The sequence below is a fragment of the Paenarthrobacter sp. NPDC091669 genome (assembly GCF_044756725.1).
Taxonomy (GTDB): Bacteria; Actinomycetota; Actinomycetes; order Actinomycetales; family Micrococcaceae; genus Arthrobacter; species Arthrobacter bambusae_C.
Window position 1 is genome coordinate 417858 of the sequence record NZ_JBIVTK010000004.1, and the last position, 25709, is coordinate 443566.

Consider the following 25709-nt stretch of genomic DNA (forward strand, 5'->3'; position numbering starts at 1 on the left):
GCAGCTCAGATGATCGGGCGGAGGCCGGGGTCGTCGTGTTTGCGGAACAGGCTCTTGGTTTTCGGGTCAACAAAGATCAGGTACACGGCGAAGAGCAAGGCGATGATGGCCGCTGCGTTCCGGGCCAACGTCAGGGCGAGGCCAAGATCTTCACTCTGGAGGTAGGGGAAGACGTCCAGCTGGTCCGAGATGGCGTAGACCATGAAGAAGGACACCACGAAGTAGACGGCTTTGACCTGCCAGTCGTTGCGGATACCTGTCACGGCAAACAGCGGGATCAGCCAGACCACGTACCAGGACTGGATCATCGGCGCCAGAATGACAATGGCCGCAAATGCCAGGGTGAGCCGGCGCATCAGGCGGTCGTAGTCGCCGCGGAAGACCTGCCAGGCGATGGCACCCACCATGAGCACCTTGCCGGCGTCGTAAACCCACTTGGCCATGCCCCAGCCGTCCAGTCCAAAGACATTGAAAATGGACGCCACCACCAAGCCGATCAGGCCGATGGGCGCGTACCAGATCCAGACACTGCCTGGAGCTGACAGCCCATTGATCCAACCAAATCCGAAGCCATTAACCATGCTCATGGCATAGAGCAATCCGAAGCTCAGCCCGGCGGTCAGGAACCAGAAGACGAACTTCCGTGGCCAGGAAGCCCCCTTGCCGGCCCACAGGAGCCCAATAAAGGGAAGGAACACCACCGTAATGGGCTTGACGGAGATGGAGAGGGTGACCAGTACCAATCCCAGGATCACGCGGCGTGTTGCGCAGTAATAGAGTCCTGCGAGGGCCAGACCGATCATGAGGGCGTCGTTGTGGACGCTGGCAATGAAGTTGGTCAGGAAGAGCGGATTTGCGGCTGTCAGCCACAGCGCCCGGTGCGGATTCACTCCGTGAAGTTCCGCCAGCTTGGGTACGTAGATGATGCAGAGGACGATTCCGACAAGGGCAACCAGCCGGAACAGCATGATGCTGGCTTCAGGTTGGACATTGGTCACCCAGACGACGAACTGCTCGATCCACAGGAACAATTGGCCGTACGGCACTGGCGCCTCGGTCCACATCTTGTCCGCACCCAATTGGAAATAATTGGGAAGCGCGGAAATCCCATTCTCGTAGGGATTGATGCCCTCTACCATCAGACGTCCCTGGCCGATGTACGCGTAAACGTCCCTGCTGAAGAGGGGAACGGTGAACATCATGGGCAATCCCCACGCAGCCACGGCCTGAAGCGTTGCCTTCCGAGCCTCCAGCCCCCACACCCGTACCCGTTGACCGAGACGAAGCCAGGCCCGGACCAGCAGCATTCCGCCGACGGCCAGCAGGACAATCGACAGGGCGACTCCAACACCTTCGGTGCGCATCCAGATGAAGAGCGGCAACCTCCGGAGTTCGGAGACCGGAGCGAGCCAGCCCACCCCCAGGGACCCGAAGACCATGAACATGGAGCCGATGAAACCGGCGATCAGTGGCGAACGGGCATTATCAACCTCGCTGGCCGCAGCATCTGCCGTCGGCGCTGCTGTCCCTGCCTTCTGGGCGGCGGGTACTGGCACCGTCATGTGGTCGTCATCCAATCGTTCGCCCGGTAAGTTCGGGAGAAATTCAGCGTCTTCAGGGCTTTCCACGGCAGGAAGAAAAAGACACTGCCGCGCTCAAAAATCGTACCATCAGAGCACTTCGAAGCGGCTGAAGGATAGGCTGGGCGCGTGCCTATTACTAATGAACGCATCGTCTGGATCGACTGCGAAATGACCGGCCTGGACCTGAATAACGACGCCCTGATCGAGGTCGCGGCGCTGGTGACGGATTCCGAGCTCAACATCCTCGGCGACGGCGTCGACGTCGTCATCAAACCGGACGATGCCGCCCTGGAACAAATGAATGATTTTGTGCGGGACATGCATACCCGCTCCAAGCTCCTTGACGAACTCCCCCAAGGGAAGACCATGGCCGAGGCCGAAGCCCAGGTCCTTGAATACATCGAGAAGTGGGTTCCGGACCCCCGCAAAGCGCCCTTGGGCGGCAACTCCGTGGGAACAGACAGGATGTTCCTGGCCAGGGACATGCCAAACATCGTGGAGCACCTCCATTACCGCGTGATCGATGTCAGCACCATCAAGGAGCTCTCGCGGCGCTGGTTCCCGCGTGCCTACTTCCAGTCGCCCGCCAAGCACGGCGGGCACCGCGCCCTCGGCGACATTAAGGACTCCATCGACGAACTCCGCTACTACCGCCAGGCCGTCTTTGTCCCCGCCCCCGGACCGGACACTGCCACGGCGCAGCGCATCTCCAAGGACGTTATGGCCACTGCGGAGACCTTGGGATCCACCGAAACGGTGTGATCTGCACCATTTTTCAAGGTTTTTTCGCCAAAACCGGCAAAAGTGGACTTTGCACCCTAAAACAGCAGGTAAGCTATTTGTCGTTGCCTTGAAGGAAAGCCGGTCAAACGGTTCAGCCCCAAAAGGCACATGGTGGGCTTAGCTCAGTTGGCAGAGCGCCTGGTTGTGGTCCAGGAGGTCGCGGGTTCAACCCCCGTAGCTCACCCCACCGAGATTGGCTGCAGAGCCGGTTTCCACAAAGGCCGCACCGGTTATCCGGTGCGGCCTTTGCTTTTAACCCTGACGCGGACATGCGCCGCTCCGGACTTCAGCGATCGACAAAGGAAGAACTGACATGACCGTCCTGCCAGTCACCATTTGGGGCGAACCTGTTTTGCATCGCCGGGCCAGCGAAGTAGAGGTTTTCGACGACGAGCTCCGCGCGCTGATCGCGGATATGTTCGAGACCAACGACGCCGCCAACGGCGTAGGGCTCGCTGCCCCGCAGATCGGCGTGGGCAAACGCCTTTTCGTCTATAAGTACGCCAACGATGACGACGTTCCGGAACAGGGCGTGGTGGTCAACCCGGTGCTCACTCTCTCCAAAGTCTCGGGAGCTCTTCCGGATCCTGACGAGCATGTTGAGGGTTGTTTGTCCTTCCCCGGAGAGTACTACCCGTTGCAGCGTGCTGAATGGACACGCGTTCAGGGCTTCGACGGTGACGGCAACCCCGTGGACTTTGAAGCGACCGGTTGGTTTGCCCGGATTCTGCAGCACGAGTTCGACCACCTGGACGGCAAGCTGTACGTCAACAGGCTGGTGGACAGATACGCAAAGAAGGCCCTCAAGCAAGCGAAGAAGCACGGTTGGGGCGTACCAGGGCTGACGTGGATGCCCGGCGTCGATCCCGATCCTTTCGGACACTGAGCCATGACCCCGATCACGCACACTGGGCTATTCGAACTCTTGGACATTACGGGCGAGGACGCCAGCGAATGTGCCTCCCTGCTGGCGACTCCACCCGCTGAAGCGGTGCTGCGAGCCATGGCCACCATGGAAGAGCGGCTGGGTACCTTTCCACTGGACAGCATCCAGGAAGACAACGCTGACGAAACCGTCTGGATCGAAGCCTTGCTCCGTTTCTCACCCACAGTTCACGCTTATCACCTGCAGCTCGGCATCAGTCCGGAAGTCTCTGCGGCGTCGTTGGCTGACGTGGGACTGCAACTCAGGATCAACCGCCGGGTCCACGGCCGGTTCGGCCTCGATACGTGGGGCTGGCTGACCTTGCACATGGCAGGGAACCTGTTCAGGCTGGGCCGCCTGCAGTTCCACCTGGTCCGCAGCCCGGCGGAGACCGCTCAGGCCGGTACCCCCGCGGCTGACCGTCGCTGGGTTCTCGGCGTCCACATTCCAGAAGACGGCGGACTCTCCCCCGCTTCGGTGGATGCCAGCTTCGCCGAGGCCCGCCTGTTCTTCCCCGGATACTTCCCTGACAAGCCAGCAGCCGTTGCCACGTGTGATTCCTGGATGCTGGACCCGTACCTTGCGGAGCGCCTGCCGAACAGCAACATTGCCTCTTTTGCCCGGCGCTTCACGCTGGACCGTTGTTCGGATGCCCCCACCGATGCCGTGTATTTCACCTTCCGGCAGCGCGGGCTCCAGGACTTGGACAAGCTTCCACGGGAAACCTCACTTCAGCGGGTTGTCTTGGAGAGAATCGACGACGGCGGCACCTGGCAGCTGGGGCACGGTCACCTGGAGCTGTAAATGGTCTGTTGCTCCGGGCAGGAGGAGAGGACGCCCTTCATGGCGTCCTTTTCCGCCTGTGTCACCCAGAGCTTGTAGGCGGCCTTCACGGAAATTTGCCGGGCGACGTAGTGGCAGCGGAAGTTTTTGTTGGCCGGCAGCCACGTCGCAGCGTCACCCGCCCCCTTTTTGACGTTCGCCGGACCATCGGCCGCAATCAAGTTCAAAGGATCATTGGCGAAAGTCTGGCGCTGCTGAACAGTCAGCTGTTGTGCCCCTTTTTGCCATGCGTCCGCCAAGGCAACCACATGGTCGATTTGGACGGCCGCGCTGGTGTCCTGTCCCCGCCGGAAAGCCACCTGCGCTCCGGTGTAGGGTTCGTGGAAACTGCCACCGGCCACCTTGCAGGAAGATCCATCGGTGAACTCGACAGCCGAAAGGTCGCGCCGAAGGATGTCGTTCCTGGTATCGCACCCGTTACGGTCGGCATCGGCCCAGGCCTGTCCGAAGGCCGCCCGGTCATAGTCTGACTTCGGGGCCCTGCCCTTGACGGGCAGCCGTTCCAAGGCATCGGCGGCCTTCTCGGCAGTCACCGGGGCGGCGCCGCGCACGGGTTTCATCCAGAGGGGGTTGTACACGGGAGCTTCGCTGGGTCCCGCTGCCCATGGATCTGCCGCGGAGAATTGGCCCGTGGTGAAAAACCAGGACAGCCCGGCCACGATGGTTGCGGCAGCCAAGGCGAGAATCGTCCATGCTTGCCGGGATCTGCGGCGGGCGCGTTTATAGGCAGACCAGGTGATACTCAAGGGACTCCGTCCAGTGGGGGCAGGCATGTCCTACGAGCGTAGGACAAGGCCCCGACAGAAAGAGCCGGTATCCACAGTGTGTAGGAGAAGTCACACCGTGAGGGTGGATCTCCGGATTATTGCTCGCGGAGCACGCGCTGGAGGTCCTCGGTTGCCAGCGCGAGGAGTCCGCGCAGTTGCTCCACCCGTTGGTCCGGGACGTCGCCGGAGGCGTTGGCCGCGACAGCCTGATCCAGGAGTTTTTGTGCTTGTTTGTGATTGGCGCGCGCTACGTCCAGCGCGTGTTCCAGTGCTGTCTCGTGCTCCAAAGTTGATTCATTTTCCATGAACCCATTTTGGTCAGGTTTCCCGGCTGATACCAGTGATTCAGCCGGGAAACCCACGAATACTTCAGGGTACTTAGGCGCCGGCCGTTTCCAGAACGGCGATGGGAGCCACGACGTCGCGGGCAGGGAACGACGGCGGGTTGACGCCGGCCATTTCCTCCATGACACGGACAACCTGGCATGAGTAGCCGAACTCGTTGTCGTACCAAACGTAAAGTACGAGGTTCTTGTCATTGGAGATCGTTGCCAGGCCATCGACGATGCCTGCACGGCGCGAGCCAACGAAGTCCGTGGAGACAACATCGGGAGAATCGATGTAGTCGATCTGCTTCCGAAGATCCGAGTGCAAGGACATTTCGCGGAGGAAGTCATTGACTTCATCCCGGGTGGTGCCCTTTTCCAGGTTCAGGTTAAGAATGGCCATGGAAACATCCGGCGTGGGAACGCGGATGGCATTGCCGGTCAACTTGCCCTGAAGTTCCGGGAGAGCCTTGGCTACGGCCTTTGCAGCACCGGTTTCGGTGATGACCATGTTCAGCGCAGCGGAACGTCCGCGGCGATCGCCCTTGTGGAAGTTGTCGATCAGGTTCTGGTCGTTCGTGAACGAGTGCACTGTTTCCACATGGCCGTGGATGATGCCGAACTTGTCGTTGATGGCCTTGAGCACCGGTGTGATGGCGTTGGTGGTGCAGGAAGCAGCAGTGACGATCTTGTCCTCGTCCGAGATGTCCTTGTGGTTGATCCCGTGGACGATGTTCTTGAGGTCGCCCTTGCCCGGAGCGGTGAGCAGGACGCGGGCAGCACCCTTGCTCTGCAGGTGCTGGGAGAGGCCTTCGGCATCGCGCCAGCGTCCCGTGTTGTCCACCACCAGTGCGTCCTTGATTCCGTAGGCGGTGTAATCAACCGTGGCAGGGTTGTCTGAGTAGATGACCTGGACCTGCACGCCGTTGGCGGTGATGGTGTTGGCTTCCTCGTCAACGCGGATGGTGCCCTCGAAGGAACCGTGAACGGAGTCGCGGCGCAGCAGGCTGGCGCGCTTCACAAGATCGTTCTCGGCACCCTTGCGCACTACGATCGCACGGAGCCGCAGGCCGTGTCCGCCGCCCGCCTTTTCGATGAGGATGCGGGCCAGGAGACGGCCGATACGGCCAAAGCCGTAAAGCACGACGTCGGTGCTGGTGCGGTCGTCAGCGCCGCGCTTGCCCACGATCTCAGCAAGCTCTGCACGCAGGTACTCATCCAGGGAGGCGCCATTGCCTTCTGCCCGGTACTTCTCGGTCAAACGTGCAATGTCAATGGCTGCTGCGCCGAGTTCCAGCTCCGACAGGGCGTTCAGCAGGGGTGCGGTCTCTTCGAGCAGGAGCTCGTGGTTGCTCATCCGGCGGGCAAATCGGTGCGCCTTGAGGATGTTCATGGTGGACTTGTTGATCAGGCTGCGGCCATGGATGCTGGTGACCACGTTGTTTTCCCGGTACAGCCGGCCGATCACCGGAATCATGGCCTCGGCGAGAGCCTCCCGGCCCATCCACTTATCAAGACAAGAATCTGACGTCTGGCTCACAGAACTACCTTCCTTGGGTCAACCACATACGTCCTCGTATGCAGATGGCAGCGGCCGCCCGGAGTAGTCCTGCGGCACATGCGCCGGCGGGCTTCGGTCCACCCACAGCGCCTTGAACGAGAGCAAAGAAAATCCGCCGGCTGCGAACGCAGTCCCGGCGGCAGAACATCTACGTTCAGTAACCATTCTAGGGCGGAAGGAGGGGGCGTAGGCCGCCCAGCGGCGTGAAATCACTCACACGGCGGTTTTGCGGCAGTCATAAATGGATGGGTCGACCGATACGCCGGGTTCTGTCATCCCCTTCCGTTACCGGAAAGGGAGTGGCGGCCATCCATCTACGAACGCCGTTGCCGACGCCCTCCAGCAGCCTACCCGGACACTCGGGCGAGCAGCCCTCAAACGTGTCCTGTCTGGCCTTGCTCCGGGTGGGGTTTACCTAGCCTCCCCGGTCACCCAGGGAGCTGGTGGTCTCTTACACCACCGTTTCACCCTTACCTGCTGCTCCGCGATGAAAATCATCACGCAGCGCAGGCGGTCTGTTCTCTGTGGCACTGGCCTGCGGGTTACCCCGAGTGGGCGTTACCCACCACCCTGCTCTACGGAGCCCGGACGTTCCTCGAGCCACTTTCGTGACGCGCGACCGCCTGGTCGACCCATCCGCCGTCCAGTCTACCGGCGTTGGGACCCGCCAAAGTCCGGCGGTAATATCGGTGGGTGCTGATTCTGTTGCCCCCGTCCGAAGGCAAGACCCCCGCCCCCAAAGGTCCCGTCATCGAGTGGGAGTCATTGAGCTTTCCGGAGCTGAATCCTTACCGGGCAAAAGTGCTCGAGGCCCTGGGCACAGTGAGCGCACACGAGGACGCACTTTCCCTGCTGGGCGTCGGCGCCTCGTTGCGGGAAGACGTCGAACGCAATACCCGGCTCCATGCCGAACCGGCAGCGCCTGCGCACCAGGTGTACTCGGGGGTTCTTTACGACGCCCTGGGCTATAACAGCATGACGCCAACCCAGCGCCGCAAGGCCACTGATTCCATTCTGGTGATCTCCGCCCTCTGGGGCGCCATCGGCTTCGGCGACCACGTACCCGCCTACCGCCTGTCCATGGGAACGGCACTGCCCGACGTCGGACGCCTCGCCTCCTACTGGAAGCCGCAGCTTAACGCCGCCCTCGCCTCACGTGCCGAAAGCGAACTCCTGGTGGATTGCCGCTCCAGCACCTATGCCGCTGCCTGGGCTCCCCCGGCGGCGCAGACCGTCAACGTCAACGTCTTCAATGAAGCCAACGGCAAGCGCACAGTGGTGAGCCACTTCGCCAAGCACACCCGCGGCGAACTGGCTCGACACTTGCTGACCCGGCGTGGCAAGGCGCCGGCAACCCCGGATCAGCTCCTGAAGGCTGCCGGCGAAGCCTGGACGGCAGAACTCGTTGAGGGAACTGCCCGGAAGCCCCACGCGCTCAACATCATCCTGTCCAGCTGAGCCCGGGCCGGGAAGAGCGGGGCCCTGTCAGTTCCAGTCGGCCGAACGGACCAGGATGACCCCGGAATCCGGGCAGAAGACAATATCGTCCTCTGCCGCAGCCTTGACCTCGGCAAGGTCGCCTGGGCTGAGCATCATGCCCGAACCTTCGGATTTGCCGTGGAACAGCCGGGCAGCGCCGACCCCGCGCTTGGCGATGGTCTTTTCATAAATGGCCAGCAATCCGGCGTCCAAGGTGTCGGCGAACGCTGCCCTCTGTCCCCGAACCACTGTTTCTTCGGCGGCAATCACGGCAATGGCTTCATCCAGTTCAGCACGGATGCTGCCGAAGGAGCCTTGGATGTCGTTAACAATTGACTGCTGGGCGGCCTGACGCTCGCGCAAGGTATCCAAGCGCTCCAGAATTTCGAGCTCCACGTCTTCAAGGTCGGAGCGGCGTTTGTTCAATGACGCGATGTCGCTTTGGAGCGCCACCAGATCCTTGGACAGGCCGGTGCCGCTGTTGAGCCGGGTCTCGTCACGTTCAATGCGGGTGGCTACCTGCTCCACGTCGGCTTCCGCCCGGCGAAGTTCGGCCTCGGCGTCATGGACGGCAACCTTGGCAGCCCCGAGTTCGCCGTTGGCCACGCTCAGCGCATCCGTGAGGTCCGTGATCCGGGGGTCCGTCTCCAGGACTTTCCGACGGCCGGCCAGTGACTTCAGCTTGGCATCCAGCCCCTGCAGTTCAAGCAATTTCAATTGTTCTGCCGGTGCTGCTTTCGCCACGCTTACCTCCGCTTATCGCTGCCGGGCCTGGAGATCAGTTCCGGCCGGACCAGCCCCATTCTGTTGAGGCTGTCCGTTTCTTTCTAGACTCTAGTCCCCGCCGGGAGTGAGTATGAAGTCCCAAGGATCGCTGTTGGTGCTGCTGACACGGATCTCGACGTCGTAGCCTTGGTCCGCGAGCACGTTGCCAAGCGCCTCTGCGGCGGCAGGCAGCCACAGCCACTCGCTGGCAAAGTGTGAAACGTCGATCAGGTATGGCCGGCCATTGCTTGCTCCCTCACGGGCTTCCGAGGCCGGGTGGTGGCGCATGTCAGCGGTCACGTATACGTCGGCGTGGCTGGCGCGGACGGCGTCGAACAGGCTGTCGCCGGCGCCGCCGCAGACGGCAACCCGCCGCACCAGACCGTCCTTGTCACCGGCGACGCGGACGCCGCCGGCCACCGCAGGGAGCATTTCGAAGACCCTCGCCGCGAAATCACCGAGCGTGATGAGTTCCGGAAGGTCACCCACACGTCCGATGCCTTCTTCAGGCAAGCCGTTGGCAGCCGGAGTCAGCGGCTCCACGTTTTCCAGTCCAAAAGCATCGGCCAGGACGTCGGAAACTCCCCCGACTGCGGAGTCGCCGTTGGTATGGACGGTCAGAAGGCCCGTTCCGGCCTCGATCAACCGGTGGACCGCCAGGCCCTTGGCGGAGGTGGCGGCCACGGAGTTCACCCCTTTGAGGAGCAAAGGGTGGTGGGTGATCAGCAGTCCGGCGCCCCACTCAATGGCTTCGTCAATGACAGCCAACGTGGGGTCCACGGCAAAGAGGACCTTGGTCACGGGGACGTTGGGGCGTCCGACAACCAAGCCAACTTCGTCCCATTCCTCTGCCAGTGACTCGGGCCAGAGTTCTTCAACAGCCAGCAACACCTGGCCAAGCGTGGGATCTCCGCCGGCGTCAACTGTTTCGTCCTCTTCAACTGTTGGGTCATCATCGACCGAATCCGCATCAGAAATACCGGTGTTTACTGCTTCCATGCTCTTATTCTTCCCTACTTCTTCCCTTCAACGGCGGATGAGGCAGTTCCGCCACCCGCAGACCTGCCGGGTGCCGTAATTCTCCCGTAAGGTGAAGCGGGAATCATCAAGCCCTCCGATCCATTGAAGAGAACATGAAAACTTTCGTACTTGGCGGTGGCTGCTTTTGGTGCCTGGACGCCGTTTACCAGAAAACCCGCGGTGTCAGCTCAGTTGTATCGGGCTACACGGGCGGCCACGTCCGCAATCCCGACTACTACCAGGTCTGCTCAGGAACTACGGGCCATGCCGAAGTGGTGGCCGTCACCTTCGACGAAACCGTGGTCCCGGAAGAGGTCATTCTGGACATGTTCTTTGCCCTGCATGACCCCACCACGCTGAACCGGCAAGGCTATGACGTTGGTACCCAGTACAGGTCTTCGATGTTCTACACCACCACCGAAGAAAAAGTTTTGTTCGAGGAAGCCATCGAGCGTGCCCAGGCACTCTGGTCGGATCCGATCGTGACCGAGGTCAGCCGTCTGCCTGAGTTCCACGAGGCCGAGGAAGTCCACCAGAATTACTACGCCAAATTCCCCTATCAGGGATACTGCCAGGTGATTATTAACCCGAAGCTGGCCAAGGCCCGGAAATATTACTCTGCATGGCTTACTGCTTAGCGGTGTTTCGATCCGGCTGGTTAGGCTGACCTCAGCATTCCCTCTTCAGAGATAGGCGAAATTTTCATGGCTAGGATCTACGACGACGTCACGCAGCTGGTCGGCCGCACTCCGCTGGTCCGCTTGAACCGGCTTACCGAAGGCCTCGACGCCACGGTTGCCGTCAAGCTTGAGTTCTACAACCCGGCCAACAGCGTCAAGGACCGCATCGGTGTGGCCATCATTGACGCTGCCGAGAAGTCCGGCGCTTTGAAGCCCGGCGGAACCATCGTCGAAGGTACCTCCGGCAACACCGGCATCGCCCTGGCCCTGGTGGGCGCAGCCCGCGGCTACAAGGTCATCCTGACCATGCCGGAGACCATGTCCACCGAGCGCCGCGTCATGTTGCGCGCCTACGGTGCCGAAATCGTCCTCACGCCCGGATCCGAAGGCATGCGCGGCGCCGTGGAGAAGGCACAGGAGATCGTCGCCAACACGGAAAACTCCATTTGGGCGCAGCAGTTCGCCAATGAGGCCAACCCGGCGATCCACCGCACCACCACTGCCGAGGAAGTCTGGGAAGACACCGACGGTGAAGTGGACATCTTTGTTGCAGGCGTGGGCACCGGCGGCACCATCACCGGCGTCGGGCAGGTCCTCAAAGAACGCAAGCCGGGCGTGCAGATCGTCGCCATCGAGCCCAAGGACTCCGCAATCCTCAATGGTGGTGCTCCGGGTCCCCACAAGATCCAGGGAATCGGCGCCAACTTTGTTCCCGAAATCCTGGACACCAACGTTTACGACGAAGTCCTGGACGCCACTCTGGAAGATTCCGTCCGTGTTGCCCGTGAGCTCGGCGCCCGTGAAGGCATCCTCGGTGGCATCTCCTCCGGTGCCATCGTGTGGGGCGCCCTCGAGCTGGCCAAGCGCCCTGAGAACGCCGGCAAGTTGATCGTTGCCGTTGTCTGCGACTTTGGAGAGCGTTACATCTCCACTGTGCTGTTCGACGACATCCGCGGCTGAGACAAAGCCTGCAATCCTTCATTTCCTGTAGAAAGGTCTTTGTGAGCTTCTTCGCAAGGCTTAAGGAAGACCTCGACGCCGCCCGGTCACACGACCCGGCGGCTCGAGGCTCTTTCGAGAACTTTTTCGCATACTCCGGCTTGCACGCCATTTGGGCGCACCGCGTGACGCACCGGCTGTGGCAGAATCCGGCGCTCCGTTTTCCGGCGCGCCTGATCTCCCAGCTGGCCAGGTTCCTGACGGGCATCGAGATCCATCCGGGTGCCACCATTGGCCGCCGGTTCTTCATCGACCACGGCATGGGTGTGGTGATCGGGGAAACCGCCGAAATCGGCGAGGACGTGATGATCTATCACGGCGTAACACTCGGCGGCCGTTCGCTGGCCAAGGTCAAGCGGCACCCCACCATCGGCGACCGCGTCACCATCGGCGCGGGCGCAAAAGTCCTGGGTCCCATCAGCATCGGTGCCGGCAGCGCCATCGGTGCCAACGCCGTGGTGGTCAAGGACGCACCTCCGGAATCCATCATCACGGGCATTCCCGCCACCTGGCGGCACCGGGACGCCAGGTCTGAAACCAAGCCCGCCGTGGATCCCGCAGAGTACTACATCGAGTACCGGATCTAGCCCGCCAACCTGCTGTAGAAATTCCAAAAGACAGCATCGAACGCACGGTCCGGAAGAATCCTTCGCATCATCAGGACGCTCCAGGCGCCCCTGCCCACCGGGTAGCGGGTCCTGGGGCGTTTTGCCGTTGCGGCCCGAACAATGGTGTTTGCAACAATCCGAGCCGGAGTCGACAACACGTGGCCCTCTCCTGATGTGGACGCCAAAGCAGCAGCCACAACATGGGCCTGCTGCTGATAAGGCCCGTCGCCGGACGTAGCCAGCAGGCTTTCCCCCGCAATGGTTCCCCATTCACTGTTGGTCCCTGACGGTTCGATGATCACGACGTCGATGCCGTGCGGCTTCAGTTCCAGGCGCAGGGCGTCGCTCATGCCTTCGACGGCGAATTTGGTTCCGTGATACCAGGCGCCCAATGGCTCGTAGATTTTTCCGCCTATGGACGTGACATTGATGATCCTGCCGGAGCCGGCGGCACGCATCCCGGGGATCACCAGCTGGGTCATCCTGGCCAGGCCCATGACGTTGACTTCGAATTGACGCCTGCCCTCGGCCAACGGTACTTCTTCAAGGGATCCGTAGGAGCCATAGCCGGCATTGTTGACCAGCACATCGATGTGCCCGTGGGCCGCTTCCACCAGCGCCACTGCCGACCCCATGGATTCCTCAGAGGTGACATCCAAGGATATGACTGTAATGCCATGGCGTTTCAGCGGCTCCATCTTCTCCACGCGGCGCGCGCCGGCGTAGACCGTGAACCCGGCCGCGCTTAGCGCGATGGCCGTGTCAAAGCCGATTCCTGCGGAGGCCCCGGTGACCATCGCAATACGGGATGCCATGGCGGTTCTCCATCTGTTCAGGTACTTCCAAGGCTGTTCAGCTACGGCAAAGGCCGGCCCTCCCCCAGCGTAACGGGGATGGACCGGCCTGTGACGGGACGTTGATGCTAGTGGGTGTCGACCGCCGAGATCTCAGACTTGTCTTCGCCCCACAGTGTGTGGAACGTACCCTCGGTGTCCACGCGGCCGTAGGTGTGTGCCCCGAAGAGGTCGCGCTGGCCCTGGATCAGGGCAGCGGCAACGCGCTTGCGGCGCAAGCCATCGTAGTAGGCCAGCGAGGAGGAGAACACCGGTACCGGGATGCCCAACTGGACTGCGGTGGCTACCACGCGGCGCCACGCCGGAAGTGCCTCGGCGATGGCTTTGGTGAAGGCCGGTGCGAACAGCAGGTTGGCGGGCTTCTCGTCCGCGGCGTAGGCCTTGGTGATGTCCTTGAGCAGTTCTGCACGGATGATGCAGCCTGCACGCCAGAGCGAAGCGATTTCATCCAGCTTGAGGTCCCAGCCGTACTCCTTGGCCGCGGAAGTCAGCATATCCAGGCCTTGAGCGTACGAGACCAGCTTGGAGGCGTACAGTGCCTGGCGGACGTCCTCGACGAAGGTCTCGGGGATTTCCACGGAGGCTTCTTCGCCGGCGAGCAGTTCCTGGCCAAGCTTGCGCTGCTCGGTCTGGGAGGACAGTGCGCGGGCGAAGACGGACTCGGCGATGCCGGAGACCGGGGAGCCGAGTTCCAGGGCAGAGATGACTGTCCAGCGGCCCGTGCCCTTCTGGCCTGCAGCATCGACGACGACGTCCACGAACGGCTTGCCCGTCTTGGCGTCAACGTGGCCCAATACCTCTGCGGAAATTTCGATCAGGAAGGAGGAAAGATCGCCCTTGTTCCATTCTGCGAAGATCTTGGACTGCTCGGCGGGCTCGATGCCGGCACCGGAGCGGAGGAGGTCGAATGCTTCACCGATGACCTGCATGTCGGCGTATTCAATGCCGTTGTGGACCATCTTGACGAAGTGGCCGGCGCCGTCGGTGCCGATCCAGGCGCAGCAGGGTTCGCCGTCGACCTTGGCGGAAATCTTCTCCAGCAGCGGGCCGAGGGCATCGTAGGACTCGCGGGAGCCGCCGGGCATGATGGACGGGCCGTTCAGGGCGCCTTCTTCGCCACCGGATACACCGACGCCGACGAAGTGAAGGTCCTTCTTTGCCAGCGCGGCTTCGCGGCGGCGGGTGTCCTCGTAGTGCGAGTTGCCGGCGTCGATGATGATGTCACCGGCTTCGAGCAGCGGTTCGAGCTGCTCGATGACGTTGTCAACGGGAGCGCCTGCCTTGACCATGATGAGGACGCGACGGGGCTTTTCGAGGGAATCGACGAGTTCTTGCAGCGTTTCCGTGCGGATGAAGTCGCCGTCCGTGCCGTGCTTTTCGAGCAGGGCGTCAGTCTTTTCCACGGAGCGGTTGTGGAGAGCCACGGTGAAGCCGTTGCGGGCGAGGTTGCGGGCCAGGTTGGCGCCCATCACCGCAAGGCCGGTGACACCGATGTGTGCTGACATCAAAACTCCAATTCGTTCGTGTGCAAACAGTCCTGCCGCGCCCCCCTGGGGGCACACAGGAAGCGATTTCAAAACCAGGGGCTGTAATAAACCATACGTATTAAAACCTTGGGCGGGAAAGCGGTGCCCACGTTGTGGAACCTCCCCGCGTCATAAACAGTCTATGATGAGCGCCCGGATCCACCCGCGCATGCGACGCCGGGTCCTGCACGCAGGCGACCCGCGCGCCACTATGCTTACCTCTATGTCAACCAGCCTCCACCACCGCGCCGTTGAGCATTTGGGAACCCGGATTGTGGGTGGCGCCCTGCCAACCGGCCACGTTATGTTGGCGGAGCACTTGGAAGACGAACTCAAGGTGTCCCGCTCAGTGGTCCGGGAAGCTGTCCGCGTCCTGCAGTCGCTGGGCCTCGTGGAGACCATCAAGCGGGTGGGCATTCGGGTCCTTCCTGCACACCGTTGGAATCCTTTCGATCCCTTGGTGATTCGTTGGCGGCTGGCAGGCGAGGGGCGTGGCGCCCAGTTGCGGTCGCTCGCAGAGCTGCGTTCCGCCGTCGAGCCCGTTGCTGCAGAACTTGCCGCAGGCAATGCACCGGAAAGCCTCCGCCAAGAGCTGGTGGGTATTTCCTTGGCCATGAAGGAAGCCGGCGACGCCGGCGATATGGCCAGGTTCCTGGACCTCGACATCCGTTTCCACGCCCTGGTACTGTCCGGCTCGGGCAACGAAATGTTCGCCAACCTCATTGGCCAGGTCACCGAGACACTCACCGGACGTACGGTGCACGGACTCATGCCTGAACACCCCCAGAAGCAGGCGTTGCAGTGGCATATGGACGTCGCCCACGCGATCGACGCAGGAGACGGTTCCCTGGCGCGCGACGCGGCAGCAAAGATCATGCGGCAGACCATCGCGGAGCTGGCACCCAGCTGGGATGACCAACCCCGCGTCTTCGTCCCTGTGTCCAAAAACTAGCCGGCAGCTATCCGAACTTCAGCAGGACCTTTCCGGACTCGGCGGAGTTCTTGGCCACCTCAAAAGCTTCCAGTCCGTGGGCGAGGTCGAATTCGTGCGTCACCACGGGGGCCACAAACAGCGATCCATCGGCCAAAGCAGTAATAACGTCGTCGATTTCGTCATTGAAGCGGAACGAACCGAGCAGTTCCAACTCGCGGGTGATGGCCAGGGAGATGAACACCGGCTGCGGCCCTGACGGCAGCAGGCCAACCATCACTACCTTGCCGCCGCGTGTGGTTCCCTTGATGGCCGAGGCAAGTCCGTAGTGGCTTCCCGAGGATTCAATGACGACGTCGGCATCCACTGCCGCTATGGCCTCCGCTTCATCGCCCTTGAGGACCTCATCCGCGCCTACAGCCCGTGCGATTTCCAACGGTTTGTCATGCATGTCGACGGCGACGATCCTGGCCGCGCCGGCACGCTTGAGAACCGCAATGGCGAGGGCACCGATCGGGCCGCTGCCGATCACCAGGGCCGTCTTTCCCTTGACGTCGCCCGCGCGGGCCACTGCGTGCCAGGCAACACTGGCCGGTTCCGCGAGCGCAGCGGTGCGAAGGTCCAGGTTTTCCGGCAGCGGGCGGAGCATCCTGGCGGGCAGGTTGGCGTAGCGGCTGAACGCGCCGTCCGTGTGCGGATGCCGGGCAGCACTGCCCAAGTACGTGCAACCCGGGGAGAGGTTGGGCCGGTCTTCCGGATATCGGACATCTCCAGGTGCAGGCGTCGCAGGGTGGACGGCCACCGGCGTTCCCACGCCAGGGCCGGAACCATCGGCTGCCTGTTGGAGGACCACGCCCACAATCTCGTGTCCAAGGACCATGGGTTCTTTGAGGATCGACTCCCCCGCCGCACCATGCAACCAGTAATGAAGATCTGAACCGCAGATTCCGCCGTAGGCAATCTCCACGATCGCTTCCCCGGCAGCCGGCGCGGTCAGCGGGATGTCCTCGATCCGGAGATCGCCCTTTCCATGGGCCACCACGGCTGGGCCGAAAGCCGGAAGAGTGATGGCCATCAGACCACCACCGTCATTCCGCCGTCGACGAAGATCGTCTGGCCGTTGACAAAGTTGGACGCTTGGGAGGCAAGCCACACCACAGGCCCGGCAAGATCAGCCACCGTCCCCCACCGGTTGGCCGGAGTGCGGCCCAGTATCCAGGAGTTGAAATCGGAATCATCCACCAGGTTCTGCGTCATCTCCGTGTGGATGTACCCCGGCGCTATGCCGTTGATCTGCAAACCGGACGCGGCCCACTCAGCGGTCATGGCGCGGGTCAGGTTCCGGAGGCCGCCCTTGGCCGCCACATACGGTGCGATGGTGGGACGGGCCAGGTCCGTCTGGACCGAACAGATATTGATGATTTTCCCTTGGCCCCGGGGGATCATGTGCCGTGCAGCTTCCCTGCCCACCAGGAACGCACTGGTCAGGTCCGTGGTGATCACCCGGTCCCAGTCCTTGACGTCCAGGTCCAGCATCGGAACGCGGTGCTGGATCCCGGCGTTGTTCACCAGGATCTCCAGCGGACCGACGTTCTTCTCCACCCAGGCAACTCCCTCGGCAGCGGACGCAGCGTCCGTAACGTCGAAGGCCCGGCTGTGCACCCGGGCCGCCGGGTATTCAGCCGCCATGGCTTGATGGGCCGCTTCAAGCCGCTCCGGATTGATGCCATTGAGCACCACCGTAGCCCCGGCATCGGCCAACCCCCTGGCCAAGGCGTTACCGATCCCCCTGCTCGAACCAGTGACCAAGGCAACCCGTCCGGTCAGATCAAAAAGTCCACTCATGGTTTGTTCTTCGTTCCTTCTGTGGTTGCGCCGGTTCATTTGGTGGTCGCCGACGCAGCGTGCGGCCGGCTCAGGTTCGCGATGGTTTGGCGGACCACGGCGAGGTCCTGGTCACCGAGGCCCTGGCGTTTGAGCTCTGCGTAGAGTTCAATCGCGGCTGAAGCCATGGGAACGGCGGACCCAACGGCTTCAGCGCTGGTCAGCACGAAGCCAAGGTCCTTGTGCATGAACTTGGCCGGCCCCGTGGGTGCGTAGTCCTTGGAGGCCAGGCGTGGACCTACGTTGTCCAAAACCCGGCTTCCCGCCAGCCCGCCGGACAGGACGTCAAAGAGGGCGCCCACTTCCATGCCGGAGCGCTCGGCGAGTTCGGCGGCTTCGGCGAGTGCCGCCGTCGTGGTTCCGACAATCAGTTGATTGCACGCCTTGGCGAGGGACCCCGACCCCAATGGCCCCATCCGTCGAACCGTGGTCCCCATGGCGCCCAGCAGTGGTTGCAGTGTTTCGAACACAGGTTCGGTGGTTCCGACCATGATGGCCAGTGTCCCGCTTTGCGCACCGGCTGTGCCGCCACTGACCGGCGCGTCCACCACCATTGCGTTGCCGCTGCTGGCTTCTTGAACTGTCGCACCGAACTGCTGTACCGCTGTGGGCGAGACACTGCTCATGATGACGACGGCGGTGCCCGGCTTTGGCGGTTGGTTCCGCCATGACGCAAGCAGGTCCGCGGCGGCGTCTTCGATGAACGGCAGGTCCGGGAGCATGAAGACGATGGCGTCCTCGTCACGGAGTCCCGCAACGTTTTCTGCCCGTTGGACCGTGGGAAGGTCTTCGAAGACGGCATCGGAGCGGTTCCAGGCGGTGACGGTCCACCCGGCCCTGACGAGGTTGGCGGCCATGGGTGCTCCCATGAGTCCGAGGCCTACAAAACCCACACGCTGATTGGTCACCGTAATTGACACCTCACTTCTTTGTGGTCATCTTAGTAAATTCTGTTCAATATCCTAGCCGCCATTCAGTATGATGAACACCATGACGACTGCAGAACTGACCATCGCCATCGCTGTACCGCTCGAAGCAGAGTACGTAGAGCTGATCCGCGCTGTAGATCCCTCCGTAACAGTTCTCTACGATCCCGAACTGTTGCCCCCGGAGCGGTTCCCCGCCGACCACGCCGGCGATCCCAACTTCAAGCGGACGCCCGAGCAGGAGGAACGCTACTGGGCCATGCTGAACCGGGCACAGGTTCTCTACGGCTTCCCCAACGAAAGCCCCGCCGGTCTGGCACGCATCGCTGCCGGGAACCCGCATCTGCAGTGGATCCATGCCATGGCCGCCGGCGCCGGCGGTGCCGTCAAGGCCTCAGGCTTGGACACCGAAACACTGCAGAAGTTCCGCGTCACCACCTCAGCAGGCGTCCACGCACTACCCTTGGCCGAGTTCTCCGCGTTCGGCATCCTTAACGGATTCAAGCGCAGCGCAGAGATGGCACAGGACCAGGCCGCCAGGTTCTGGCCCGAGCTGCGCACCCCTACCAAGTTGGCCAATGGCTCCAAGCTGGTCATTGCGGGCCTTGGCGAAATCGGAATGGAAACAGCACGGATTGCGCGGGCTTTGGGCATGAAGGTCAGCGGCACCAAACGCAACGTCGAAGCCATCGACGGCATTGAGGAAGTTACCGACAACAGCGGCCTCACCGGACTTCTGGCGGATGCCGATGCGGTGGTCAACACCCTTCCCGGCACGCCTTACACCGAGAAACTTTTCAACAAGAACATTTTTGATGCCATGAAACCGGGCACTGTCTTCGTCAATGTTGGGCGCGGAACGGTTGTGGACGAGGTAGCCCTGCTTGAAGCCCTCGACAACGGTCAGGTTTCCTACGCATGCCTTGACGTCTTCGCCGTGGAACCCCTCCCCCAGGACAGCCCCCTGTGGAGCCACCCCCGGGTGCTGGTGTCCCCGCATACTTCCGCCCTGAGTGCGGCTGAGAACCGCCTCATCGCAGAACGGTTCTGCAGCAACCTGCGTACCTTTATGGCCGGCGGCGAGCTACCCCATCTGGTGGATCCCATCCACTTCTACTAACCCTCGTCCCGCCCCTCGTGGCTTAGCGGAAATTCAGTGCAAAGGCGCGGCCAAGGCAACTTGGCCGTGCCTTTGTTGTGTCGGTCGGCGTAGCATCGCCACATGAACGCCTCGGAGGTCCCTCAACGCACGGTGGTGCGCCTCTTTCCGGACTACGGGGATACAGTCCTCTGGCTGGATGTTCCGATCGAGTACTCTCTCACCGGGTTGACCGAGGGCCTGGTGCATGAACTCCGGGACTGGGAGCAGTTCTACTATGATTCCCTGGCTCGGGACTTCACCTGGACGTCGGAGGGCCGCGCCGCCAAGTACACCGCAGAAGGTCTGCGCTTGGCCCAACGTGTTGCTGATGAACTAGGCGACGGTTATGAAGTGGAGTTCAAACCCTACGGGGATAACGTGCAGGCACGCCGGTTCCATGGGACGAAGGCGCCCAACGCCATCGCAGTTGCTGCCTTCGACGCCCTTGCAGCTGCGGCACACGCAGAGAAGGAGAGAATCTCCCGCGCCCTTGCCGCCCACCCACCCGGTGAAGGTACGGGATGGTTCGCCACCGCTCCTCGTTCGGGCAGCGTTTTCCGGCCGACGCGGGCCGAAGAGGAATAGCGCGGCCAGCGCCGGTTCCCTACACAAAAGATGCGTGGCACCCTCCGTCCGGAGGGTGCCACGCATCTTTTGTTGGGCCGGGACGCTACTTGGCGTCTTCCGTACTGACCAGGTCGCGCCCCGCCGTCTCCGGGGTGAAGAAGGTGGTGACGAAGGAGATGAGCGCCAAGACCAGGGAGTAGATGGCCAGCACAAGCCATGAGTGGTTGGTGGCCGCCAGCATGAGCGCACCCAGGAGGGGCGCGAGTCCCCCGGCCAGGACGGCTGAGATTTCCCGGCTCATGGCCACACCCGTAAAGCGGTACTGGGAGCCGAACAGCTCCGGCAGCAGCGGGCACTGGGGGCCAAGCATCGACTGGACGCCGATGGCAATGCCCACGGACATGACAACCCACACCAGAGTGACATTGCCCAAGGTGACCAGGTAGAAGGCAGGAACCGCAATGATGGCCTGGAACAAGGCGCCGTAGCGGTACACCGGAACGCGGCCGAACCTATCGGACAGCGCGCCGAACGTCACCACCAGGGCGGCAGCGAAACCTGCCGCGATCAGCAAGCCCACAGGGCCGATCGAGTTGTTTCCGGCAAAGACGCCTGCCGGCATGCTCATGAACGACACCAACAAGGCCGAGTAAATGGACGAGTTGCCGTTTTCGCCCATCCGGAGCCCGATACCCAGGAGCACATTCTTCTTGGAGTGCTTCCACAGCGCACCGATCGGGTTCTTGACCACATTCTTGTGCTTCTCCAACTCCTGGAACGCAGGCGTTTCCTTGAGCTTGAGGCGGATGAAGATGGCCACTGCGATCAGGATGAAACTGGCCAGGAAAGGAACGCGCCACAGCCAGCCCTGCAGGACGTCCTTGTCAGCCATGGCAATCAAAGCAAAGGTTCCCGCGCCGAGGAGGGTACCCAGTTGGATGCCCACGAAAGGCAAGGATGCGAAGAAACCACGACGACGGCGCGGAGCTACTTCGGAGATCAGCGTGGTTGCGCCGGCCTGCTCCGCGCCCGCGCCGAGGCCCTGGATGATCCGTAAGGTCACCAGCAGGACCGCCCCGAGCATGCCGGCCTGCTCGAAGGTCGGAAGCAAACCAATGGCGAAGCTTGCCGTACCCATCAAGGCAATGGTCAGGATCAGGACCATCTTGCGGCCAAACCTGTCGCCGATGTAGCCAAAGATCAACCCGCCGAAGGGTCGCGCCGCGAATCCAACGCCATAGGTGGCGAAGGAAGCGATCAGGGCGCCCTCCGGGCCAAGGGGGGCGAAGAACAATGGACCAAAGATCAGCGCGGAAGCCAATCCGTAGATGTAGAAATCGTAGTACTCCAAGGCTGAGCCGACGGAGCTGGCCAAGGTAGCCCTGCGCAGCTGTTCCGGCTCAACAACAGCATCGTCAACATCAGCTGCGAGCCGTGCATTAGTACGAGTTATCACAAGCACTCCCTCAAAATCACCCCAGGCCCCCGTTGGCCCGGCGAGATAGTGATGGCATCACCGCCAAGATCACTATGGTGAACAGCGTACAGCTTGTTGAACTCACTGCCAAGGTTGTAATCAGATTTATTTGATCTTTCGCTAAATGAAAAGGATCAGCCCATGGGGTTCCCCAGGGATCGTGCCAACTCCTTAAGCTCCTTGACCATCAAGGCGCCCTGCTCCTCGGAGTAGGTGGCTTTGAGCGCAGTGACCGAAAGCCCCAAACTGGGTCCGTGGGCGCCATGAGTGGGCACGGGCACGGCGAGGCAGACCACACCCACCGTTGACTCCTCATCTTCGAAGGCAAACCCCTGTTTCCGAATGGCAGCTATCTGGGACTTGAGTTCCTCGGTGGTGCGAAGTGAATTGGCAGTCATGACCGGAAGTGCCATGCCATCAGGGAACATCGACTCAATGTCGTGGTCATGCAGTTGCGCCAGCAGGGCTTTGCCAACGCTGCAAAGGGAGACGGGCATCTTGTCGCCAATATTGGATGTCAGCCTCACCGCAGGATGCCCCTCATAGCGGGCCAAATAGATGACGTGATCCCCGTCGAGCATGGCGATGCGCACCGTCTCACCTGAGAGGGTAGGTGCCTGCTCGCAATACTTGTAGAACTCCTGAACCTCGTCGAGGCGGCTCAGGTACGCGGCACCGAGCTCCACCAGCTTCCGCCCCAAGGCAAAATCCGCACCTTGCCTGGTAATAAGGCGAGCCTCCTCAAGCGCCAGCAGGAGATTGGACGTGGACGATTTGGGGATGCCAAGTTCGCGGGAAAGATCACTCAGCGTCAGCCGCCCTGACGGCGATCCTGCCAGTGCCTCAAGAACGGCGGCTGCGCGGGTCACGGCGGGCGCAGGCGACGAAGCGCCCAGCCCCTCGGAGCGGGTGGTGCGGGAATCGGCCATGATTCTCCTTCGTCATAACTCTTTTCGCGTTCATTCAGCTGAACACTACCCATCATAGTGACACGCCGCCGCCGTCGTGAGGGCGTGAGCCCACCGGGTCCTCGACACGTGCGGGCGGTTTGGCGTGCCCGGCTTTTCAAACCCAAAAGTTCTCTGTATATTCATCTTCGAGCTCTCCACCGCGGCATCCCCCAATAGTCGCGGTGGAGAGCTCATCCATTTCCCGGAAAACCTAGGCCGCGGCCACTTCTTCGCCCCTTAGGTACCAGCCCCCGCCTGCACCGTCCCGTACCAGTTCCCACGTAGCGATGCCGGACCGGACATTGTTTCCCAAACGAACCTGGACCTGCCAGACCTCAACATCCACGCGGCCTTGTCCCCGGGGCATTCGTCTCGATTGCTCCCACCAGGAAACGCGCTCAAACCAGCGCACGGGCTCCACCACGATCCGCCATTCACGGTTGCCCCTCAGGACGACCAACGGGGTACCTTGCGCGCTGCTACGGATATCTACGTGCTCCATGGGAAGAAACCCTAGAAGTGGGCCCTGACATTAAAGGGACGTGGGGAACACGTGCTTTGCACGAAAAAACCCCGCCACTACCAGCCAAAAGGCTTGAAGTGACGGGGTTTCGATCGGTGGGTCCTACCGGGATCGAACCGATGACATCCACGGTGTAAACGTGGCGCTCTACCAGCTGAGCTAAAGACCCATGGTGCGGTTTCAGTGCCTCAGCGCTTCAACCAACGAACAATGACTCTACATGATCAATCGGGAGAAACACCAATCGGCGGATGCGCGCTCGGAATATCCGGCAGGTTCCGTGCCAAATAGTCCAAGGCGCCGCTGACTCCGAGCTCGAGTTTCAGGGTCGCATAGCTGTCGCCCCGGGTAGTTCCCCGGTTGATAATGACTACCGGCTTTTCGGCCTTGGCGGCGTGGCGCACAAAGCGCAGGCCGCTCTGCACCGTCAGGGACGAGCCTGCTACAAGGAGTACCTCCGCTTGATCAACCATGGCGTAGGCGCGCTCGACGCGGTCCTTGGGAACGTTCTCGCCGAAATAGACAAAGTCGGGCTTAAGCGTCCCTCCGCATCTGGGACAAACCGCCATGACGAACGAGGTGATGAGCTCCGGATCCTCAACCGTTGCATCAGCATCAGGCGCCATTTCCACCAGCCCGGACTCCAAGGCGGCATCAAGGAATCCCGGATTGATCTCCTCGAGAATCGCTGCAATGAGCCGTCTGCTGAAAATATGGCAGTTCTCCAGGCAGACCACCTGGTCAAAACGCCCGTGCAAATCCACCACGTTGACGCTGCCTGCGTCCTCGTGAAGCCTGTCGACATTCTGGGTGATGAGACCGGACAGGAGGCCCCTGCGCTCCATCAGCGCGACGGCGGCGTGTCCGGCATTGGGGTCGGCATGCCTCAAGTGGGACCACCCAAGATGGTTGCGGGCCCAATAGCGCCTGCGGTTCGCCTCGCTGCCGATGAACTCCTGGAAGGTCATGGGATTCCGGGGTGCAGAACCCGGCCCGCGATAATCGGGAATACCGGAATCGGTACTGAGTCCGGCACCCGTCAACACAGCCAGACGCTTCTTCGCCATGACGTCTACAGCCTGCCGGAGCGCGGGAATCTCTCCGGGACCAAGCTGCGCCGCCGGCGCAGGAGCCATGCTGGCAAAACCAGTCATCCCCACGCCGGGCCGCCCGGCACTCATGCTTGCTGCTGACCCAACGCCGTGAGCGCGAGGCGGTATTCAGCCAAGTCCCTCGCTTGTCCACGTGGATTGACCACCACATACCGGATGATCCCGGCGGCGTCGATGATGAACGTTCCCCGCAGGGCCATACCGCTGACGTCGTCGAAAACTCCGTACGTCCTGGCCACCGCACCATGGGGCCAAAAATCCGCCAGCAGGTCAAAGCCATAGCTTTCCTGTTGGGCGTAGGCGCGCAGCGTGAATTTACTATCCACGGAGACGGCAAGCACCACGGCGTTCGAATCCTCGAACGCCGCAATGTTGTCGCGGATCTCACATAGTTCACCGGTACAGATCCCGGAGAACGCGAAGGGGTAAAACACCACAACTACATTGCGGCCCCTGTAATCCGACAGACGGACGGGCTCGCCAAATTGGTTGACGAGCTCAAAGTCCGGCGCAGCCTGGCCCGGCTGCGGAACGACCGCAGGAGCCGGCGCCAGTCGGACATCGGTCACTTGTTCTTCTTTGGCACCAGTCGGGTGGCGCTCCAGTCTTTCGACACCCCGGCAGAGGTGGTCAGGTGCAGTCCGGACGTGGGGGCAGCGTCCTGAATGTCAGCCGGGGAGACATAGTTGTCGCGGCCGGACTTAGGGGTCAGCACCCAGACAATTCCGCCTTCCTTCAGCGTGGTGAGCGAATCCATGAGGGCATCAACAAGATCGCCGTCGCCATCCCGCCACCAATAGACAACGGCATCTACTACGTCGTGGTCGTCTTCATCCAACAGCTCAGAGCCCGTGACATCTTCGATGTCGTCACGCAAGTCGAAGTCGACGTCGTCGTCGTAGCCGCGCTCCTGAATCAGATCCCCATCTTTGAAACCCATTCGTTCCGCCACATTTACCGATGTGGCGGCGTCGGCCTCGCTCACGTTTCCTCCTTTTGAAGTGACTTCCATTACTAACAGCCAACACCCTTTGGGCGTGTGCTTCAAGCCATTGTCCCTGCCACGGGCCACATTCCGCATTCCCCGGCGCGTTTCGGGGCTATGACAGTCACGTGCTTTCCGTCACGCTGGCCGGCAGGGTGTGACATACAACGCCCTTCAGGGGCCGCGGCTACGCATCCCAGCGCAGTGAAAGCTAGAGTGGCCATGAGCGCTCTGGCTGCAGGGCGATCGCCCCGCAGAATTCTACTGGGCAGCCAAGCGCTCACAAGACCTGCCCGGCGCATCCGACCGGGCTGTTGAAACCGAAATGTCGCACACGACGCGTTCACGACGGGCAGTTACCCTGCCAGACCTGAGGCGCCGATGCATGCGCCTAAAGGAAGGTTGGACGTGGCTGCAGGAGAAGAGACCTCACACATCCTCAGCGGGTTGACTGCCCAGCTGCCTGATCGTGATCCGGAAGAGACCGCTGAGTG

The 25709-nt window shown here is 61.8% G+C and carries 27 protein-coding genes, 2 tRNA genes and 1 other RNA gene; 11 read left to right on the top strand and 19 right to left on the bottom strand.

Annotation, left to right across the window (positions count from 1 at the left end):
- Positions 1–5: 5 nt before the first annotated feature.
- Positions 6–1562 (bottom strand): polyprenol phosphomannose-dependent alpha 1,6 mannosyltransferase MptB, encoded by a 1557-nt coding sequence (gene mptB, locus ACIQLI_RS09585; protein WP_400387526.1) that lies wholly within the window; start codon positions 1560–1562, stop codon positions 6–8.
- A gap of 147 nt (positions 1563–1709) precedes the next feature.
- Here mptB and orn point away from each other — a divergent pair, with 147 nt between their 5' ends.
- From orn to ACIQLI_RS09605, 4 genes are all read left to right on the top strand, one after another.
- Positions 1710–2345: an oligoribonuclease gene (gene orn, locus ACIQLI_RS09590; RefSeq protein WP_400387528.1), complete on the top strand. Its 636-nt coding sequence runs from the start codon at positions 1710–1712 to the stop codon at positions 2343–2345.
- Positions 2346–2477: 132 nt separating this feature from the next.
- Positions 2478–2553: transfer RNA gene (locus ACIQLI_RS09595), tRNA-His, on the top strand.
- Positions 2554–2679: 126 nt separating this feature from the next.
- Positions 2680–3252 (top strand): peptide deformylase, encoded by a 573-nt coding sequence (gene def, locus ACIQLI_RS09600; RefSeq protein ID WP_354227161.1) that lies wholly within the window; start codon positions 2680–2682, stop codon positions 3250–3252.
- Between the two features lie 3 nt (positions 3253–3255).
- Positions 3256–4095, top strand: coding sequence for an acyltransferase domain-containing protein (locus ACIQLI_RS09605; RefSeq protein WP_400387532.1), 840 nt, complete (start codon positions 3256–3258; stop codon positions 4093–4095).
- On the opposite strand, the gene ACIQLI_RS09610 is transcribed toward ACIQLI_RS09605, so the two are convergent.
- The 4 genes from ACIQLI_RS09610 to rnpB form a co-directional block, all read right to left on the bottom strand.
- Entirely contained in the window at positions 4080–4880 is an 801-nt protein-coding gene (locus ACIQLI_RS09610; RefSeq protein WP_400387535.1) for an HNH endonuclease family protein, read from the bottom strand. The two genes, ACIQLI_RS09605 and ACIQLI_RS09610, sit on opposite strands and share 16 nt — an antisense overlap.
- Positions 4881–4996: 116 nt before the next feature.
- Positions 4997–5206, bottom strand: coding sequence for a hypothetical protein (locus tag ACIQLI_RS09615; protein ID WP_354227167.1), 210 nt, complete (start codon positions 5204–5206; stop codon positions 4997–4999).
- A 73-nt stretch (positions 5207–5279) separates the two neighbouring features.
- Positions 5280–6767 carry a glyceraldehyde-3-phosphate dehydrogenase gene (locus ACIQLI_RS09620; RefSeq protein WP_400387539.1) on the bottom strand — a complete coding sequence of 496 codons (1488 nt, stop codon included), beginning with the start codon at positions 6765–6767 and terminating at the stop codon, positions 5280–5282.
- 263 nt (positions 6768–7030) lie between these two features.
- Positions 7031–7423: RNase P RNA component class A (rnpB, locus tag ACIQLI_RS09625), an RNA gene on the bottom strand.
- Positions 7424–7481: 58 nt separating this feature from the next.
- Between rnpB and ACIQLI_RS09630 the strand changes: the two genes are divergently transcribed.
- On the top strand, positions 7482–8246 hold the full coding sequence (locus ACIQLI_RS09630) for a YaaA family protein (protein WP_400387542.1): 765 nt from the start codon (positions 7482–7484) through the stop codon (positions 8244–8246).
- 27 nt (positions 8247–8273) lie between these two features.
- On the opposite strand, the gene ACIQLI_RS09635 is transcribed toward ACIQLI_RS09630, so the two are convergent.
- Positions 8274–9011 carry a C4-type zinc ribbon domain-containing protein gene (locus ACIQLI_RS09635; RefSeq protein ID WP_354227173.1) on the bottom strand — a complete coding sequence of 246 codons (738 nt, stop codon included), beginning with the start codon at positions 9009–9011 and terminating at the stop codon, positions 8274–8276.
- 90 nt (positions 9012–9101) lie between these two features.
- Positions 9102–10031 carry a Nif3-like dinuclear metal center hexameric protein gene (locus tag ACIQLI_RS09640; RefSeq protein WP_354227175.1) on the bottom strand — a complete coding sequence of 310 codons (930 nt, stop codon included), beginning with the start codon at positions 10029–10031 and terminating at the stop codon, positions 9102–9104.
- Between the two features lie 134 nt (positions 10032–10165).
- Here ACIQLI_RS09640 and msrA point away from each other — a divergent pair, with 134 nt between their 5' ends.
- The 3 genes from msrA to epsC all read left to right on the top strand — a co-directional run bounded on the left by msrA (position 10166) and on the right by epsC (position 12318).
- Entirely contained in the window at positions 10166–10690 is a 525-nt protein-coding gene (gene msrA, locus ACIQLI_RS09645) for a peptide-methionine (S)-S-oxide reductase MsrA (protein WP_089595334.1), read from the top strand.
- Between the two features lie 66 nt (positions 10691–10756).
- A complete protein-coding gene (gene cysK / locus ACIQLI_RS09650) occupies positions 10757–11692 on the top strand; it encodes a cysteine synthase A (RefSeq protein ID WP_017200618.1) in 936 nt (311 codons plus the stop codon).
- Positions 11693–11733: 41 nt separating this feature from the next.
- Entirely contained in the window at positions 11734–12318 is a 585-nt protein-coding gene (epsC, locus tag ACIQLI_RS09655) for a serine O-acetyltransferase EpsC (RefSeq protein WP_354227178.1), read from the top strand.
- Here the strand turns inward: epsC and ACIQLI_RS09660 are convergent.
- Positions 12315–13154, bottom strand: coding sequence for an oxidoreductase (locus tag ACIQLI_RS09660; RefSeq protein WP_400387547.1), 840 nt, complete (start codon positions 13152–13154; stop codon positions 12315–12317). The genes epsC and ACIQLI_RS09660 overlap by 4 nt on opposite strands.
- 107 nt (positions 13155–13261) lie before the next feature.
- Positions 13262–14698, bottom strand: coding sequence for an NADP-dependent phosphogluconate dehydrogenase (gene gndA / locus ACIQLI_RS09665; RefSeq protein ID WP_354227182.1), 1437 nt, complete (start codon positions 14696–14698; stop codon positions 13262–13264).
- A 244-nt stretch (positions 14699–14942) separates the two neighbouring features.
- Between gndA and ACIQLI_RS09670 the strand changes: the two genes are divergently transcribed.
- Entirely contained in the window at positions 14943–15671 is a 729-nt protein-coding gene (locus tag ACIQLI_RS09670) for a FadR/GntR family transcriptional regulator (RefSeq protein ID WP_089595337.1), read from the top strand.
- Positions 15672–15678: 7 nt separating this feature from the next.
- Here ACIQLI_RS09670 and ACIQLI_RS09675 read toward each other — a convergent pair whose 3' ends face one another.
- From ACIQLI_RS09675 to ACIQLI_RS09685, 3 genes are read right to left on the bottom strand one after another with little or no spacing between them, the layout of a single operon-like run.
- The gene (locus ACIQLI_RS09675) at positions 15679–16725 is read right to left on the bottom strand and encodes an L-idonate 5-dehydrogenase (RefSeq protein WP_400387550.1); all 1047 of its coding nucleotides are present in this window, start codon (positions 16723–16725) and stop codon (positions 15679–15681) included.
- Complete coding sequence (locus ACIQLI_RS09680; RefSeq protein WP_400387553.1) at positions 16725–17495, bottom strand: SDR family oxidoreductase; 771 nt, start codon at positions 17493–17495, stop codon at positions 16725–16727. The genes ACIQLI_RS09675 and ACIQLI_RS09680 overlap by 1 nt, the downstream gene beginning before the upstream one ends.
- Before the next feature lie 35 nt (positions 17496–17530).
- Positions 17531–18442, bottom strand: coding sequence for an NAD(P)-dependent oxidoreductase (locus tag ACIQLI_RS09685; protein WP_400387555.1), 912 nt, complete (start codon positions 18440–18442; stop codon positions 17531–17533).
- Positions 18443–18512: 70 nt separating this feature from the next.
- Here ACIQLI_RS09685 and ACIQLI_RS09690 point away from each other — a divergent pair, with 70 nt between their 5' ends.
- Both ACIQLI_RS09690 and ACIQLI_RS09695 read left to right on the top strand, forming a co-directional pair.
- Positions 18513–19580, top strand: coding sequence for a D-2-hydroxyacid dehydrogenase (locus ACIQLI_RS09690; RefSeq protein ID WP_400387558.1), 1068 nt, complete (start codon positions 18513–18515; stop codon positions 19578–19580).
- 102 nt (positions 19581–19682) lie between these two features.
- On the top strand, positions 19683–20186 hold the full coding sequence (locus ACIQLI_RS09695) for a hypothetical protein (protein WP_354227194.1): 504 nt from the start codon (positions 19683–19685) through the stop codon (positions 20184–20186).
- A gap of 85 nt (positions 20187–20271) precedes the next feature.
- Here the strand turns inward: ACIQLI_RS09695 and ACIQLI_RS09700 are convergent, their stop codons facing one another.
- The 7 genes from ACIQLI_RS09700 to ACIQLI_RS09730 all read right to left on the bottom strand — a co-directional run bounded on the left by ACIQLI_RS09700 (position 20272) and on the right by ACIQLI_RS09730 (position 25215).
- On the bottom strand, positions 20272–21630 hold the full coding sequence (locus ACIQLI_RS09700) for an MFS transporter (protein WP_400387561.1): 1359 nt from the start codon (positions 21628–21630) through the stop codon (positions 20272–20274).
- A 149-nt stretch (positions 21631–21779) separates the two neighbouring features.
- Positions 21780–22574, bottom strand: a complete 795-nt coding sequence (locus ACIQLI_RS09705) for an IclR family transcriptional regulator (RefSeq protein WP_354227198.1) — start codon at positions 22572–22574, stop codon at positions 21780–21782.
- Positions 22575–22806: 232 nt separating this feature from the next.
- Positions 22807–23097 (bottom strand): hypothetical protein, encoded by a 291-nt coding sequence (locus ACIQLI_RS09710; RefSeq protein WP_354227200.1) that lies wholly within the window; start codon positions 23095–23097, stop codon positions 22807–22809.
- 117 nt (positions 23098–23214) lie between these two features.
- Positions 23215–23287 (bottom strand) — tRNA-Val (locus ACIQLI_RS09715).
- A gap of 55 nt (positions 23288–23342) precedes the next feature.
- The gene (locus ACIQLI_RS09720) at positions 23343–24299 is read right to left on the bottom strand and encodes an NAD-dependent protein deacetylase (protein ID WP_400387565.1); all 957 of its coding nucleotides are present in this window, start codon (positions 24297–24299) and stop codon (positions 23343–23345) included.
- The gene (locus ACIQLI_RS09725; RefSeq protein ID WP_400387568.1) at positions 24296–24799 is read right to left on the bottom strand and encodes a peroxiredoxin; all 504 of its coding nucleotides are present in this window, start codon (positions 24797–24799) and stop codon (positions 24296–24298) included. Before ACIQLI_RS09725 ends, ACIQLI_RS09720 begins: the two co-directional genes overlap by 4 nt.
- Complete coding sequence (locus ACIQLI_RS09730; RefSeq protein WP_354227206.1) at positions 24796–25215, bottom strand: DUF3052 domain-containing protein; 420 nt, start codon at positions 25213–25215, stop codon at positions 24796–24798. The genes ACIQLI_RS09725 and ACIQLI_RS09730 overlap by 4 nt, the downstream gene beginning before the upstream one ends.
- Positions 25216–25709 lie beyond the last annotated feature (494 nt).

Coding starts and splice junctions, on each gene's coding strand:
- mptB (WP_400387526.1), bottom strand. CDS start 1,562: ATGACGGTGCCAGTACCCGCCGCCCAGAAGGCAGGGACAGCAGCGCCG.
- def (WP_354227161.1), top strand. CDS start 2,680: ATGACCGTCCTGCCAGTCACCATTTGGGGCGAACCTGTTTTGCATCGC.
- ACIQLI_RS09605 (WP_400387532.1), top strand. CDS start 3,256: ATGACCCCGATCACGCACACTGGGCTATTCGAACTCTTGGACATTACG.
- ACIQLI_RS09615 (WP_354227167.1), bottom strand. CDS start 5,206: ATGGAAAATGAATCAACTTTGGAGCACGAGACAGCACTGGAACACGCG.
- ACIQLI_RS09640 (WP_354227175.1), bottom strand. CDS start 10,031: ATGGAAGCAGTAAACACCGGTATTTCTGATGCGGATTCGGTCGATGAT.
- msrA (WP_089595334.1), top strand. CDS start 10,166: ATGAAAACTTTCGTACTTGGCGGTGGCTGCTTTTGGTGCCTGGACGCC.
- cysK (WP_017200618.1), top strand. CDS start 10,757: ATGGCTAGGATCTACGACGACGTCACGCAGCTGGTCGGCCGCACTCCG.
- ACIQLI_RS09660 (WP_400387547.1), bottom strand. CDS start 13,154: ATGGCATCCCGTATTGCGATGGTCACCGGGGCCTCCGCAGGAATCGGC.
- gndA (WP_354227182.1), bottom strand. CDS start 14,698: ATGTCAGCACACATCGGTGTCACCGGCCTTGCGGTGATGGGCGCCAAC.
- ACIQLI_RS09670 (WP_089595337.1), top strand. CDS start 14,943: ATGTCAACCAGCCTCCACCACCGCGCCGTTGAGCATTTGGGAACCCGG.
- ACIQLI_RS09675 (WP_400387550.1), bottom strand. CDS start 16,725: ATGGCCATCACTCTTCCGGCTTTCGGCCCAGCCGTGGTGGCCCATGGA.
- ACIQLI_RS09680 (WP_400387553.1), bottom strand. CDS start 17,495: ATGAGTGGACTTTTTGATCTGACCGGACGGGTTGCCTTGGTCACTGGT.
- ACIQLI_RS09690 (WP_400387558.1), top strand. CDS start 18,513: ATGATGAACACCATGACGACTGCAGAACTGACCATCGCCATCGCTGTA.
- ACIQLI_RS09695 (WP_354227194.1), top strand. CDS start 19,683: ATGAACGCCTCGGAGGTCCCTCAACGCACGGTGGTGCGCCTCTTTCCG.
- ACIQLI_RS09705 (WP_354227198.1), bottom strand. CDS start 22,574: ATGGCCGATTCCCGCACCACCCGCTCCGAGGGGCTGGGCGCTTCGTCG.
- ACIQLI_RS09710 (WP_354227200.1), bottom strand. CDS start 23,097: ATGGAGCACGTAGATATCCGTAGCAGCGCGCAAGGTACCCCGTTGGTC.
- ACIQLI_RS09720 (WP_400387565.1), bottom strand. CDS start 24,299: ATGAGTGCCGGGCGGCCCGGCGTGGGGATGACTGGTTTTGCCAGCATG.